Annotated in this window: 13 protein-coding genes and 1 pseudogene; 5 read left to right on the plus strand and 9 right to left on the minus strand. The window is 39.1% G+C overall.

The annotated features are described in order from the left end of the window. Positions 1-167: 167 nt before the first annotated feature. Entirely contained in the window at positions 168-338 is a 171-nt protein-coding gene (locus tag Q0R88_RS04525; protein WP_295712878.1) for a hypothetical protein, read from the plus strand. A 108-nt stretch (positions 339-446) separates the two neighbouring features. Here the strand turns inward: Q0R88_RS04525 and Q0R88_RS04530 are convergent, their stop codons facing one another. Beyond that, positions 447-2,174 carry a glycoside hydrolase family 3 N-terminal domain-containing protein gene (locus Q0R88_RS04530; protein WP_295712881.1) on the minus strand — a complete coding sequence of 576 codons (1,728 nt, stop codon included), beginning with the start codon at positions 2,172-2,174 and terminating at the stop codon, positions 447-449. 123 nt (positions 2,175-2,297) lie between these two features. Here Q0R88_RS04530 and Q0R88_RS04535 point away from each other — a divergent pair, with 123 nt between their 5' ends. Then, on the plus strand, positions 2,298-2,978 hold the full coding sequence (locus tag Q0R88_RS04535) for a porin family protein (RefSeq protein WP_295712884.1): 681 nt from the start codon (positions 2,298-2,300) through the stop codon (positions 2,976-2,978). 61 nt (positions 2,979-3,039) lie between these two features. Here the strand turns inward: Q0R88_RS04535 and Q0R88_RS04540 are convergent, their stop codons facing one another. The 4 genes from Q0R88_RS04540 to Q0R88_RS04555 form a co-directional block, all read right to left on the minus strand. After that, positions 3,040-3,990, minus strand: a complete 951-nt coding sequence (locus tag Q0R88_RS04540; RefSeq protein WP_295712887.1) for a nucleotide-diphospho-sugar transferase — start codon at positions 3,988-3,990, stop codon at positions 3,040-3,042. A 62-nt stretch (positions 3,991-4,052) separates the two neighbouring features. Further along, a complete protein-coding gene (locus Q0R88_RS04545) occupies positions 4,053-4,649 on the minus strand; it encodes a hypothetical protein (RefSeq protein WP_295712890.1) in 597 nt (198 codons plus the stop codon). Positions 4,650-4,717: 68 nt separating this feature from the next. Then, positions 4,718-6,577 (minus strand): ABC transporter ATP-binding protein, encoded by a 1,860-nt coding sequence (locus tag Q0R88_RS04550; RefSeq protein WP_295712892.1) that lies wholly within the window; start codon positions 6,575-6,577, stop codon positions 4,718-4,720. Positions 6,578-6,668: 91 nt separating this feature from the next. Beyond that, complete coding sequence (locus tag Q0R88_RS04555) at positions 6,669-7,757, minus strand: glycosyltransferase family 1 protein (RefSeq protein ID WP_295712895.1); 1,089 nt, start codon at positions 7,755-7,757, stop codon at positions 6,669-6,671. An 83-nt stretch (positions 7,758-7,840) separates the two neighbouring features. On the opposite strand from Q0R88_RS04555, the gene Q0R88_RS04560 reads away from it, so the two are divergent. Further along, positions 7,841-8,584, plus strand: coding sequence for a glycosyltransferase family 2 protein (locus tag Q0R88_RS04560; RefSeq protein ID WP_295712898.1), 744 nt, complete (start codon positions 7,841-7,843; stop codon positions 8,582-8,584). Here Q0R88_RS04560 and Q0R88_RS04565 read toward each other — a convergent pair. From Q0R88_RS04565 to Q0R88_RS04575, 3 genes are all read right to left on the minus strand, one after another. Continuing rightward, a complete protein-coding gene (locus tag Q0R88_RS04565; protein ID WP_295712900.1) occupies positions 8,570-9,631 on the minus strand; it encodes a glycosyltransferase family 1 protein in 1,062 nt (353 codons plus the stop codon). The genes Q0R88_RS04560 and Q0R88_RS04565 overlap by 15 nt on opposite strands. Then, positions 9,624-9,761 (minus strand): hypothetical protein, encoded by a 138-nt coding sequence (locus tag Q0R88_RS04570; RefSeq protein WP_295712903.1) that lies wholly within the window; start codon positions 9,759-9,761, stop codon positions 9,624-9,626. Before Q0R88_RS04570 ends, Q0R88_RS04565 begins: the two co-directional genes overlap by 8 nt. Positions 9,762-10,230: 469 nt before the next feature. Continuing rightward, positions 10,231-11,226 carry a glycosyltransferase family 9 protein gene (locus Q0R88_RS04575; RefSeq protein WP_295712906.1) on the minus strand — a complete coding sequence of 332 codons (996 nt, stop codon included), beginning with the start codon at positions 11,224-11,226 and terminating at the stop codon, positions 10,231-10,233. A 114-nt stretch (positions 11,227-11,340) separates the two neighbouring features. Between Q0R88_RS04575 and meaB the strand changes: the two genes are divergently transcribed. After that, the gene (gene meaB, locus Q0R88_RS04580) at positions 11,341-12,237 is read left to right on the plus strand and encodes a methylmalonyl Co-A mutase-associated GTPase MeaB (RefSeq protein WP_295712909.1); all 897 of its coding nucleotides are present in this window, start codon (positions 11,341-11,343) and stop codon (positions 12,235-12,237) included. A gap of 34 nt (positions 12,238-12,271) precedes the next feature. Here meaB and Q0R88_RS04585 read toward each other — a convergent pair whose 3' ends face one another. Further along, the gene (locus tag Q0R88_RS04585; protein ID WP_295712911.1) at positions 12,272-13,561 is read right to left on the minus strand and encodes an aminopeptidase P N-terminal domain-containing protein; all 1,290 of its coding nucleotides are present in this window, start codon (positions 13,559-13,561) and stop codon (positions 12,272-12,274) included. 148 nt (positions 13,562-13,709) lie between these two features. Between Q0R88_RS04585 and Q0R88_RS04590 the strand changes: the two are divergent. Next, positions 13,710-14,500 (plus strand): annotated as a pseudogene (locus Q0R88_RS04590) (OmpA family protein); the annotation flags it as partial.

The following is a 14,500-nucleotide window of genomic DNA, read 5'->3' on the forward strand; positions in this document are numbered from 1 at the left end:
CAGGATGTCCATAAAATTTGTGAAAACAAGGCATAAAATTTAAGTTTTAAGTGATTAAAGGTTTGGGCTTTTTATTATTATAGCGAATTTATTTTGATGAAAAAACTATTTTTAGCTTTATACGATAAATTCACCTAAGAAAAATTTGGAGTCAAAAACTGATTGTTATGGGTAAACCACAAAAAGGAAAACATTACTTAAGTATTAACCAGCGCAATGAATTAGATAAAAGATTTGACGACCATCAAAAGGGCATTGGACAATCGTTTACCTGGGATGAAACTTTGGCTATGGCAAAAAAGTTAAAACCTGCCAATGAGAAACTTACGAAATTTTAAAAACTTCGTAAGTTTGATATTATACGCGACCAACATTAAACTCACCTCGAACAGTTCGCGATTGCCGCGCTGCGCTCGCAATGACATTTTACAAAATTTATATCTATTTTATTGCAACCCAATCCCCGTCCCCGTAGGGAAAAACACATTAACGCTTACCGGCAATTTACCGGTTGGTTTTAGGTTACCAGTTAACACCTTTGCTGCTGATTTTTGCAGCTCGGGGCTCATTTGGTAACATACCATTAATGCGTTGCAGTTTTCAATACCGGGCAGACCGGCTATTGTATATGCATTGGCAAATACACTCATTACGGTATTTTTGCGCGCGGCAAGGTCGGCAATCATTAGTTTTACATCACTGGTATAATCCAGCTTGCTTTGGGGGCGCAGGCGGGTATCATGTATACCTACTACTACTTGCTGGTATTGACTTAATAAACCCAGTATATTTTTTAATTCAACTGCCTGCGTATTTTTATCAACCATAAACAATTTGCTGTTAGGGAAACTTCTAGCTACTTCCTGCTGAAACACGGTGGGCGACGAAACACCGATGCTTAAAATAGCTGTTTTTAAAAATGGATTAAGCTTTAGCGTTGATGCATCGCCCTTTAATACGGTTACGGCAGCATCGCTCAATTGCTGCACCAGTGCTTTAGCGGTTGCGCCATTAATATCCTCACTTAAATTTGCCGGCGGTACTTCCTGGTAATTATTTAGCCCGACCCAATATTTAGCGGCTAATACCTTTTTCACCCTGGCTTTAAATTCGTCTTTGCTTACTTTACCCTGCCTAACTGCTTTCCTGATCAACTTGATGGCCCGTTTAGAATCTTCTGATAATTCAATGATGTCGTTACCTGCAATAAAAGCCCTTACATCAGCTTCGCCGTTGGGAAAGTACTTTACTACGCCCTTCATCTCCATTGCATCAGATACTACCAGCCCTTTAAATCTCAATGAATCTTTTAAAACACCGGTAATAATTGGGCGGGATAAGGTAGATGGTAAATGTGTAGTACTATCCAGCGCCGGAATGCTCATGTGAGCTATCATTACCCCGCTGATACCTGCATTGATCGCCTCGCGGAAAGGATATTCTTCCAGCGAATCTAACCGGCCACGACTATAGGGCAACAGCGGCAGATCAAAATGCGAATCAACATTGGTATCCCCATGACCGGGGAAATGCTTCGCAGTGGTTAGCAAACCGGCATCCTGCATGCCTTTAAAATAGGCAATACCCTTTCTGGCTACATTATACATATTATCGCCAAACGAGCGGTAATTGATCACCGGGTTATCAGGATTATTGTTCACATCCATATCCGGACCTAAATTTATCTGCGCGCCTATCCGTTTAAAATCATAAGCCACTTGCTGGCCCATTTTATAAATGAGGTTATTATCCTGTATGGCGCCAAGGGTCATCTGGTATGGGTATGAAATGGTAGAGTCCAAACGCATACCCAGGCCCCACTCACCGTCCATAGCTATCAGTAACGGCACTTTAGCCAGTTTTTGGTAGGTATTAGTGAGACTTGCCTGCCTGCCCGGACCGCCCTGAAAAAACACAAGGCCGCCAATTTGCTGTTTTTCAATCACCTTGCCTACCGAATCTTCATAAGCCTGGCCTTTATTGGTATGTGCCCTTACAAAAAGCAGCTGGGCTACACGATGTTTTTTACTCAGTTTTTTATAAACAGAATCCACCCATTGGTTTTGTTTATTTAAACTCTCTATATAGCTTTCCTTTTGCGCAAATGCATCAATACCCACAAAACTAAGGGCAACAATTGATATAAAGCAATAAATGATTTTCAATTTTGGCATGTCCAAATGTAGTGTAAATGTTGTTTTTGCAGCTTCACGACTGCGTAATTATTACAAAAATTAAATCGCTAATAAACCTTTAGTACAATTTTTACTCTATGAGTATATTAAAACATACTAACGATGAAAAAAATTATCTTTTTTACCCTTTGCTTATTTGCAGCCTACACCGCCAGTGCGCAACGATATTATGGACCACGCCGCAGACCTCCCTACCGCACCGAACGACATGAAAGACAACGCCACCAGGACGATGATTTTTACCGTGTTAAAGTTGGCTTAACTGCAGGCTTAAATATTGCAAACACTATTGACGCGTATGATTCAAATTTTAGTACAGATGCCATAGCTGCTTTTAATGCGGGGTTAACACTGGAAATTCCTATTGTTTACCCATTATCGTTTGCCCCGGAGATCATGTATTCTGGCAAGGGTTACGCCGCGAACACCCAATATGGCAGGTTTACCCAGCGTACAAATTATATTGATGTGCCATTGCTTTTAAAAGTTAAACTTGCGCCAAACTTTAACTTCCTGGTAGGGCCTTCTATAAACTTTTTAACTTCGACAAGTAACAAATACGAAACCGATTTTAATACCGATTATGAACACTTTTACAATAACCGCGGCGACCAAACCAATGTTAGCGGCGTTATAGGCCTAAGTGTTGATGTTGCCAGAAATGTGGAGTTAAGGGCAAGATATAATATTGATTTAACAGCTAACCATCCCGATAACGATTCATACCTGCCCGATTACCGCAACCAGGTGTGGCAAATTGGCCTCGGATTTAAGTTTCAGTAAAAACAATTAAAACAGTATGAAAAGAGTCATCAGGGATTGCCGGGTGGCTTTTTTTATGGGACTATTTTTTAAACGGCGACTTGATCCATCGTTTAAACCTACGGCGCAGTGTTTTGTCTTTTTTACGGCCAACTACATTAAACTCGCGACTTAAAGTAATATAATCGGCCTGTTTTTGCGGCACCATGTAAACAGGATGCGTTATTTGGCCAATTTCAACAACGGGAATGTTTGACTCCGCGCTATCGGCATGGGTAGTATGTGTTGCATTTACGCCAAAGCCTATGTTGCTGATCAGGTTATGGTTGGGTATAATGGATAAACTGTTGTTAAAAAAATTGGTGAAAGTTAGCTGATAATCCCACGTATCTATCAAGCCGCCTTTCATCTCCTTAAAAATCTCCTCCCATGCATCAACTATTAACGGCTCGTCAAAAATATTTGATAATACGCTACGCACATCATTTTCATCATATCGCGAAAGGTTTTTATCGTACTCTTTCCAAACGCGTCGCCAGCCGGCCCATCCCCAAACATGTGTCATATTTGAATAATAATAGCTGGCATCGCCCCATATTTTACCTCCCTGCAGATTACTGCCACCTATATGCCTTATACGTGTATCAAAGCGATACTTTTCAAGCAGTTCGTCACAATATTTAAAAAAAGTATCTGCCGGCAGGCAATCATCTTCCAGGATAATTCCTTCATCCTCATGCGAAAAAAACCAATCGAGCGCAGATGATACGCCATTTTTACAGCCTGCATTAACATCCTTAAAGAGCGTTTGCACCTGGCAGTCCCAATCTATTTCACTTACAATGGCCCTGGCCTGTTTACATAACTCAGCCTCGTTGGGCTTTGTTACCCGTGGCCCATCGGCAGCTATATAAAGGCGAGGCGGCTTCGCCTTCCGTATCTGGCTAAAAACCCTTTTGGTGGTATCGGGCCGGTTAAATATGATAAATAATACCGCCGATTTTGTTGAACTATTAGCAATAGCTGTTTCCATACTGCAAATATTGGTTATTTTGATTTAAATACGCTAATAGGTAAGGCTAAACAACCAAACCCTTATGCAGTAAATATTCTCTCGGAGTTTGCACCCTGGTAGGCTGTTATACCCAATCTGTCAATTTCAATATGCTTGTCCATTACCATTAAATAGTTTTTTATATCCCATTCAATAGGCGTGTCATTAACAAGTGAAAAATCTATACTATTAATGGTATCCAAAAACAGCCGTTTTTTTAAACAATAAAAAAAAGTATGATAGCCGTTCCCCTCAAAAACATCATCATCGTTTTTAAAGATACTGTCGAATTTATGCTGAAGCTCTATTACCTTTTCAAAAAAATAACTGTCGTCAATTATATATTTACCAGAAAGCTTAATGATAGGTTCAGAATCTTTTAATGTTGATCCCTCAAGAAAAACCCTCAAATGATTTAACTCATTTAGTCCCTTATTAGGGTACAGATTTCCCTCTGTGCTGTAAACAGTATTGTATTGATCGAGATATTCTTCTTTTTCAGATACACATTCCAATACAGTGTAAGAATTGAAAAGATGCGAGTATTTTAAACAAGTTTCAATGGAGTCGATATATTGCTGCTTCCTGCGCTCATATTGTTCAGGAATATTGGCAGTAGTAATTATTACATGGCTCATGCAAACAACAATCAATTAATGTTTTATAAATAGATGTAAGCTGTAAAAACAGCATAATATAATAACTCTTACTTGCTTGTATTATTTTCCCCGCCATCGTTAAAGGCCTGCATTTCTATCAATCTTTTGTAAATACCGTTCTTTAACAGCAACCCCTGGTGCGAGCCCTGCTCCGCGACACAGCCATTTTCAAGCACGATGATCAAATCGGCATTTTGAATAGTACTTAAACGATGGGCAATGATCAGCGAGGTGCGGTTTTTCATTAAATTGTTTAACGCGTCTTGCACCAGTTTTTCAGATTCAGTATCCAGTGCCGATGTAGCTTCATCAAGTAACATAATAGGCGGATTGCTCAATACGGCCCGTGCAATGCAGATGCGTTGCCTTTGTCCGCCAGACAGTTTTGAGCCACGATCACCTGTATTAGTTTGGTAACCGTTATCGGTTTCAATAATAAAGTTGTGTGCATTAGCTATTTTAGCTGCCGCCTCTACCTGTTCCTGTGTTACATCAGGCTTGCCAAAAGCTATATTATTAAATATGGTGTCATTAAACAGGATAGACTCCTGGTTAACAAAGCCCATCAGCGCACGCAAAGATGTTGTTTTTAGTTCCTTAATTTCATGATCATCTATCATGATACGACCACTTTGAGGTTCAATAAAACGGGGGATCATATCCATAAGTGTTGATTTACCACCGCCTGATGGGCCTACCAGTGCTATTGTTTTACCTTTGGGTAAAGTAAGATTGATGTTTTTTAACACATCTTTTTCCTTATACGCAAAAGAAACGTTTTCAAACCTGATAGCATCCTTAAAGTCATCAACAGCAATTGCATCCGGGGCATCTACAATCATTGGTTTCTCATCTATAAGCGCCAATATGCGTTCGCCGGCAACAAGTCCCGAATGGATGTTGCTGAACGAATCGCCGATGGCTTTGGCCGGCCGCATTAATTGCGAGAACAAGGCTATGTAAGCAATAAAATCGCCGGGACTAAGTGCTGATGTATTATTAAAAATAAGATACCCTCCATAAAGCACCACAAATGAGATCATGGTTACCGATAATGTTTCGGAAACCGGCGAGGCAAGTTGTTGGCGCTTTGACATCGCCCTGGTTATCTTTGAATATTTTACATTTTCATCATCAAACCGCTTGATGCTAAAATCGGTAGCGTTAAATGCTTTGATAATTTTAATGCCGGATAAGGCCTCATCAAGTTGGCTTATCATATTGGCATATGAATTTTGTGCTTCAATAGCCTGTGAACGTAGCTTTTTTACAATACGGGAAATTAACAAGCCAGCCACCGGCAATATAAGCAGCGAAATAAGGGTAAGCTTTGCCGATATCATAAACAGCCATACCAGGTAACCAATTAACAAAAGGGGTTCTTTAAAAACCACCTGGAGGGTCCCCGTTACAGAAAACTGCACAGTTTGAACTTCAGATGCTATTTTAGACATGATATCGCCTTTACGCTCATTGCTAAAATACCCCATATGCAAACTCATTACGTTATCAAATACAGCTTTACGAATACGAAGCAAGGTATGTATACGCAGGCTTTCCATAATGCGCTGAGACAGGTATCTAAATATGTTACCTAAAAATACCGCCACCACTATTACACCGCATACAAATTTCAGTGCAAACCATTTTCCATAATCATTAATAAAATGGGCGGTATAATATTTAAACCACCCGGTTATATCAAAGGTGGATATATCTTTAGCCGCTTTAACGGCGGCTAAAGGATCGGTTTTGCTACTCCCCAGAAACAACGTATTAAGCAAAGGCCCCAGCAATCCCAATACTGACGTACTAAAAAGAACATATAATAGCGTAAAAAATATATATGGGATAGCAAATTTCTCTATCGGTTTGGCAAATGAGAGCAGCCTGAAATAAATTTTCATTTAAAGTATTTATAAAAATGTGAAATTATACAAAATAAGGCATACTTAGCTTTAAAGGTGCATAATGATTAATGTCTGCTACCAAGGGCAGTTATATAACAGATTTATATATGTTTAACGTATTATTAACGCAGTTTTTTTGCGTAAAAAGCTGCAGCCTTTGCTGCCCGTTTTTAACAAGCTCCTGCCTTAAATCATTATTATATAAAACGTTGGTTACTGCGCCGGCTATGGCGGCTTTATCGAGCGGATCGAAGTATTCGGCTGCATTGCCGGCAACTTCGGGCAAGCTGGTGGTATTGCTGCATGCTACCGGGCAATTATTGGCAAAGGCCTCCAGCAGTGGCAAACCAAAGCCTTCCTGTAATGATGGAAATACAAATAGTTGGGCCTGTTGATATATTTGCTGTAACTCTGCCTCGGTAGCAGTTAGCTGCCTGCATTTATCTGCAATTCCAAGTTTAGTTAGCAAATCACGGTCGGTTTGGTTAAAGCTGCCGCCCCCAACACATAACAGGTTCAAATCTTTACCATTTTGTAAAACAGGAGTTATTGACTCTGCGAAAAGGGCAAAGTTTTTATAATAAGCTCTATCGCCAACGTACAATATATAATTGCCCGGAAGCGATAAACTGGCTGGCGGTAAAACGTTCTGGTTGTACCCATGATGCACTACGCTTATTTTAGCATTCGTCCCCGGAAAAAATTTCACTATATCGCTTTTAGTATGCTGTGATATGGTAATTATAGCGTCGGCGTTTTCAATCATCTGCCTTTTACGTGCAATAATAATATCCGCATCAGGAAAAAAAGCAGGGAACTGCTCATGGATCATGTCATGAACGGTTATCACAAAGGGCTTTTTAAGGTCTGTTAAAAGATCTGTATCGTAGTAAGTGGGATGAAAAACATCAAAGTTATTTGCCTTTATCAGCAAATTGGAGTACCGCTTGTTCCACCTATAGGTACGGCTGTTATGGCCTTTAAAAAAAGCTTTCCCTACTGCATTGTTTAAAGGAAGGGCTAAGTTTTTAATATATTCATTTTCGGAATACAAGGCTCCTATTGTGCATTTTGTGCCGGAAATTTCATTGAAGCCCCGGTTCAAATTTGCAAAATACCGGGTGATGCCGCCGTATTTTTGAGAGGAAAAGTATTGATGATCAAATAATATTTTCAACAGTTTTTATTTAGATGTTTTTATTTTGAACCATTGTTCTATTTTTAGCCGATTAAAACCTTGTTGCAAATTTAAGTAATAGTATGATGCTAAACGCGAAAGAAGAAGTTATAGCTGCAAACAGCAAGCTTATATCGGTTATCGTTGTTACCTACAACGCGGCTAAAACATTGCAAACCTGTCTTAACAGCATCTTCGCGCAAACCTACCCTGCTATTGAACTAATTATTGTTGACGGCAATAGTACCGATGGCACTAAGGAAATTTTAGAAGCCAATAACAGCCGTATCAATTACTGGATAAGCGAACCTGATAAGGGCATTTACGACGCCATGACCAAAGCACTAAAAAAAGCTACAGGCCAATGGATCTATTTTTTAGGCGCCGATGATGAATTACTGCCCGATTTTTCAACCATGGTTGGCGCGCTATCATCACCTAACAGGGTTTATTATGCCAGTGTGCTTACCCGGCACCTTAAACCATTAGGCAAGGTATCTGATTATTACCTGGCCAAGCTGGGCATAATTCAACAATCAATAATTTACCCCAAACTGGCTTTTGAAAAACATAGTTATAACTTAAAATACAAATCATCGGCCGATTTTGCTTTTAACATGACTTGTTTTGGTGATAAAGAGCTGGAGTTTTATTACCTTGATTATGTAATAGCAAAGTTTGCAGATGGAGGCATGTCAAGCCACTATAAAGATGTAGTTTTTGAAAAAGACAAACCTTTTCTTATTCTCAAAAACTTTGGCCCTAAGCTATGGTTCCGTTTTATGTTCAGGAAATTAAAAGGCAAAGCCCGGTCAATTGCCGGCTAAAACATCGTGGTACAATTGTAAATATTGCTGTGCTGTTGTATCCCAGTTATATTGGGCAGCATGCGCCATTACTTTTGCCGATGTATCCTGTTCATAGAAATGGCGTAAACCAATACTTAAAACCTGTTGCATCGCTTCCGGCTCAAAACTTTCAAAATAATAGGCTGCATCACCTGCAATTTCTGGCAGCGATGTACGGGTCGACACAAAAACAGGCTTACCAAAGTGCATGGCCTCAATCACCGGCAAGCCAAAACCCTCGGCTATGGACGGAAATACAAAGGCTTCGCAATTTTTATAATACCATGCCTTATCATCGTCAGATACCGGTCCAAGTATTTTTACTCTATCGGCAACGCCGTGTTTTTTTGCCTCTGCTTTTATCTGATCAACATACGGCGTAATAATGCCGGCTATTATCAGCTCATGATCATTACCTACCAATAGCGCGGGCAGTACGTGAAAATTCTTTTTGGCCGATATAATACCTATAGCAAACAGAAACTTTTTTTGCGGTAGATATTTAGGCTGATGCCCATGCTTTAATTCCAATTTCTCAGCACCGTTATAAATAACGCTAATCCTATTAGCAATATCAGGGAAATAGTTGAGTATATCATTGGCAGCAAATTGTGATATAGCGACTATCCGTTCGCACTTGTAAATCCGCTCGCCCAACTTTTTAATATATGTATTTAATTTTTCTGCGCTCACGTTTTCATGTACCTGGTTGATATCATGAATGGTGAGGATCTTTTTTTCGCCCCAAACCTTTTTTGGCTTTAGCCTCGACATTTGGTCTGTAAAATGAAAAAGCTTTATTTTTTTATAGTTGACAAAAAAGAATTTGTGATACTTTTTAAGATACATTTTATCCACTGCCTCATTATCAAACTCTTTGGTATTGTGATGTAAAAAGAAATTTAACTTAAACCGAGGATCGTCGGCCTTTATCAATGCATGCCCCAAACTTTTACCAAAATGATATAATCCCGTATTGGGATAACGCATGGAATCCAGTGTTATTAAAATATTGGTTTCATTCATCTGTACAATAATAGGTAGCGTGTTGTGCTGTTTTATAAAAATTTACGGCTGATGTTTTAATACATGTACTGGCTAATACCGGTACAAAAGCCATACCTGTTTTAGCACTCACCATACAGCCAAGTGTCATCAATTATAGAGCCCGTTGTAATTATGCGTAAGGCAAAATTACATTTTACAGTTTGCTCCATTTTTTTGCATGCCGTTATGCTAACGTCAACTATCAGTTATGATCATTGTTTTGCAAAGCGTGGTTACCAAACGCAAAAGTTTTTTGTCTAACAAAAGCTTCTTTTAAGCCCTATACGCATATCAATGGCTATCTGCTACAATTTGTTTACCTGCATTAAAATTGCAACAGCTTACATGCGGCAACCTGCGGATAAAACTGCATATTATTATTTTTACAGTTGGGCCACACAATACTACTGCAGATACCCTCAATACGATATAAGGGAAGGTATTTTTTTTCGCACTAACACAGATACACAAGTATTTTGATTATGTATCTGTGCAAAATTACTTATAGCAGAACAGCGATGGCCTGCCTCCATTTAAACTTTAAATGCGGTATGCCTGGCAACGGCCCAGCTTGTTATTTATTTTTGCCAGGTGGCTATTTTTTCGGCCACTATATCAACCGTAATCTGGCTTATGGTAGCTGTATTACTTTCCAGGTATCCCGCCTTAACACCCAATGGTGCCCAACGCCCCGGATGGATCGGCCTTACCGATGGAAATAAACCCAATGTATTAATACCACCCATAGCCGCCAGGTGCAAAGGACCTGTTCCCGATGCAATCAATCCATCGGCATGGCTTATAAAAGCTATCAATTGCGGCAAGGTCATTTTACCTGTCATATCTGTTACAGTTGCCGGCAGCGTTTTAATCCAATCGGCCAGTAACAGTTTTTCTTTGTCTGATCCTGTTATAATAATATTGTATTTATCAGCAGACAAAGCATGAATGAGCTCTTCAAAATTATTAAGCCCCCACTCCATACCACTGCCATGGGATTTTGGGTGGATGATAAGATTAAATTTATCAACAGGAAGTTTTTTTGCTAATTCGTCAGGAAGCAAGGTTTTGCTTTCAAAACTAATATGACTGACAATATTCTGTAGCGACGGCACCAATTTTAGCCCTAAGGCTTTTAATAATATAAGATTTAGCTGAGCTTCATGCAGATCTGATTTTTTACGACTTAGTTTTACCAGTTTATTACAGGTAAACCAATGAAACACCCTGTTGGTGGTACCTATTCTTAATTTTATCCCGGCTGCCTTTGCTATTTCGGCAACATGTTTATTAGGGAAAACGTGGATAATAGCATCAATTTTTTTACTTTTCAAGTAAAGAGCCTGCTCATTTTGCGGCAACTTCTTTATCTCATCGTAGTTGATAAAAATATCTACGGCAGCACAGGTGTTTATAACCGGCTGGGTATATGTACGGCCCAAAAATGAAACAACGGCTCCCGGAATTAGCTCTTTTATGTAGGCTGCCATGGGCAGGGTAAGCACCACATCACCAATGGCATCAGTCCGGCTGATTAATATATGCTGTATTTTTTTTTGTTCGGATTGGGGCATTGTGCTTATGATTGCATATTTACAGGCAAATTAACCGCTGTACAACTGCAATAATAAAGATTAAATTGCCTTATGTAATGATAATTTTCGTCATTTGCAGTTACAAACATAAATGTGGCAACTGTTTTTACCCAACCGGCAATGATTAATTACAGCGACTTTAAGCAGGTGGCGCGAGCCCTAACCATTGTTGAAAATGACCTGGCCGAAAGTAACGTACTGTTAAAGAGCCTTACATTTAATAAACCCACCCCTATTATTGGTATTACCGGCCCGCCTGGGGCCGGCAAAAGCACCCTTGTTAACGCGTTGATAGATGTGCTTTTAAAGGATGGCAGCAAAATAGCTGTACTGGCTATTGACCCAACCTCGCCATTTAACTTTGGATCATTGCTTGGCGACAGAATAAGGATGGCATCGCATTTTAACCATCCCGGTGTTTTTATACGTTCGTTGGCTACCCGGGGCTCATTAGGCGGCCTATCTGCCAAAACCATCGAGATGGCCGATGTATTACGGGCAGCCGGATTTGATTATGTATTGATTGAGACAGTTGGTGTTGGCCAATCAGAAATTGAGATAACCGGGCTGGCTGATATTACCCTTGTGGTACTGGTACCCGAAGCTGGTGATGAGATCCAGCATATTAAATCGGGCCTTATGGAAATTGCCGACGCGTTTATTATTAATAAAGCCGACAGGGCTGACGCTGACATTTTTGCAAACAACTTAAAAAAAATATTAACTCAAAAGAAACATGAGCAACCACCTGTTTTCAAAACCATCGCATCACAAGCAAATGGGATTAAGGAGGTTGCGGATTTCATCAAGACATCATCAAACTTTAAAAACAAACGCCGCGAAATATTACTGGCAGAAAAAGCGTACAAACTAATCCAGCATAAATTAACCCAACACATTGATAAAAAAAAGCTTCAGCAAGATGTTGCTGAAGCTTCGGAAAAAGGAAATTTTAACCTGTACAATTTTGTGGACACGTACATAAGGTAGCTATTATTACAAAAAAGCTTTATTCATCAAACAATCAACTGTTCATTATCTCCTCTAAATGGTCGGCCTCAATGGGTATGTTTACCATCAAATCGCGGTTGCCGCCTTCAGTAATTAAAATATTGTTTTCTATTCTTATACCCAGTCCTTCTTCCTGGATATAAATACCTGGTTCGCAGGTTAGTATATTTCCAACTTCAAAGCCTTTATACCTGCTTGCAAAATCATGAACATCCAACCCTAAATGATGCGATGTACCGTGCATAAAATACTTTTTATATAAAGGCGCATTAGCATCCTGCTTAGCAACATCATGCTTATCAAGCAATTTAAGCCCTATCAGTTCGCTTGTCATTATCTTTCCTACTTCGTCATGGTAATCGTTCAAAATGGTACCGGCCACTATTATTTTGGTTGCCTCACGCATAACACGCAAAACCGAGTCATAAACGGCACGCTGACGTTTGGTAAACCTACCATTTACCGGTACAGATCTGCTCATATCTGCATTATAATTAGCGTATTGAGCTCCAAAATCAAAAAGAATGACATCGCCATCATTGCACACCTGGTTATTATCAATATAATGAAGTACCACAGCATTTTTACCTGATGCAATTATAGGATGGTAAGCGTGCCCTGTAGCCCGCTGCCTTAAAAATTCATGCGTTATTTCGGCCTCTATTTCATATTCAGCAACGCCTGGTTTTATAAATTTCAGCACCCGCTTAAATGCATCGTTGGTGATATCACAGGCCTTTTGGGTAAGCTCAACCTCAATGCCGGATTTAACAACCCGTAAATCCCTCAAAATCAACGCCGAGCGTTCATATTTATGCAAAGGATATTTCTGTTTTAAAGCCTCATACATCCGTAGATCACGGTAAGGTACCGTATGGGCATAACGATCATTCTCATTGGTATTGATGTAAATATGCTCGGCATAATTTATGATACTATGTAAAATCGTATCATATTCATGGAGCCAATAAACACTCTCGATGCCCGATGCAAGCCTTGCTTCCTCTTTGGTATACTTGTGTCCTTCCCAAATAGCAATATGTTCATTGGTTTGTCTTAAAAAAAGTACTTCTTTGTATGCTTTATTAGGACAATCCGGATATAAAATAAGTATACTTTGCTCCTGATCTATGCCAGTAAGGTAAAAAAAATCCGGATTTTGCTTAAAGGAAAAGGTCTGGTCTCCGCTCACAGGATACTCGTCATTTGCATGAAAAATGGCAATCGAACCCTTTTTTGTTCTCGAAACGAAATTTTTTCTATTATTTGTAAACAAAGTGTTTTGAATCGCAGAATATTTCATATTTAATAATTGATTATTTTAATAAATCATTTTTTTTTCCTTATTTGTGTAACTATTACAATTTTTGGAACAATGTTTGGTCATCGTTTCAAACATAATTACTAAATTTGAAAAAAATCACAATTAAAATCGTTTAATCTTAAAAACTATGAATTATTCTACATTAAAGAAAACAGTCGCATTGTCATTTGCTTCTTTGATGGTTGTAGGTATGGCTAATGCTCAAACCGATTCCACCAAAACAGCAACTACAACTTCGTCTGAAACATCTACTGCCAAGGTATTTGGTGGTATTGGTCAGTACAACACCTTTAGTATCGGCGTTAACGTTGGTATTACAGACGGACTTGTTCCATTTACTATTAACACTACAAACAAATTCAAAGTTGATTTGGGTTATGGTGTTACTTTAAGGCAACAACTATCTCACACCTTTAGCTTACAATTAGACTACTTAGGTGGTAAAGTTCACGGTATTGATAAAGCAGGAACTGAGAAATTTGGTATCACCGAGTATAAAACTTCTTTCAATTCAGGAGCTATCAGTGGTGTATTCAACATTGCAAGTGTTAGCTTTTTACACCGCAAAAACAGCGTTAACTTTTATACATCTGCCGGTTTAGGTTTAGATATGTATAAAATTAAGAGCAATACATCTGCAGGAGGTACTGTAAATACTTTACCATTCGGTGATAAAAACGTGAAAGAATTATTTGCTCCTGTAGGTGCAGGTGTTAAATTCAGATTATCTGATGCGTTAGCTTTAAACTTAGGTTACACTGTTAGCTTTGTACAGGGATATAACTTCTCTGGTGCTCACACTTATCCTACTTTTAGCCACTACTCTTATACTTACGGTGGTTTAGAGTATACTTTTGGTCCTAAATCAAAACAAAACTTAGAGTGGGTAAACCCGGTTGCTCAAATGTATGATGAATT

Origin of the sequence: Mucilaginibacter sp. (assembly GCF_025362475.1) — a bacterium.
GTDB lineage: Bacteria > Bacteroidota > Bacteroidia > Sphingobacteriales > Sphingobacteriaceae > Mucilaginibacter.

Coding starts and splice junctions, on each gene's coding strand:
- Q0R88_RS04550 (WP_295712892.1), bottom strand. CDS start 6,577: ATGAAAATTTATTTCAGGCTGCTCTCATTTGCCAAACCGATAGAGAAA.
- Q0R88_RS04575 (WP_295712906.1), bottom strand. CDS start 11,226: ATGCCCCAATCCGAACAAAAAAAAATACAGCATATATTAATCAGCCGG.
- Q0R88_RS04560 (WP_295712898.1), top strand. CDS start 7,841: ATGATGCTAAACGCGAAAGAAGAAGTTATAGCTGCAAACAGCAAGCTT.
- Q0R88_RS04570 (WP_295712903.1), bottom strand. CDS start 9,761: ATGACACTTGGCTGTATGGTGAGTGCTAAAACAGGTATGGCTTTTGTA.
- Q0R88_RS04545 (WP_295712890.1), bottom strand. CDS start 4,649: ATGAGCCATGTAATAATTACTACTGCCAATATTCCTGAACAATATGAG.
- Q0R88_RS04565 (WP_295712900.1), bottom strand. CDS start 9,631: ATGAATGAAACCAATATTTTAATAACACTGGATTCCATGCGTTATCCC.
- Q0R88_RS04540 (WP_295712887.1), bottom strand. CDS start 3,990: ATGGAAACAGCTATTGCTAATAGTTCAACAAAATCGGCGGTATTATTT.
- Q0R88_RS04535 (WP_295712884.1), top strand. CDS start 2,298: ATGAAAAAAATTATCTTTTTTACCCTTTGCTTATTTGCAGCCTACACC.
- Q0R88_RS04525 (WP_295712878.1), top strand. CDS start 168: ATGGGTAAACCACAAAAAGGAAAACATTACTTAAGTATTAACCAGCGC.
- Q0R88_RS04585 (WP_295712911.1), bottom strand. CDS start 13,561: ATGAAATATTCTGCGATTCAAAACACTTTGTTTACAAATAATAGAAAA.
- Q0R88_RS04530 (WP_295712881.1), bottom strand. CDS start 2,174: ATGCCAAAATTGAAAATCATTTATTGCTTTATATCAATTGTTGCCCTT.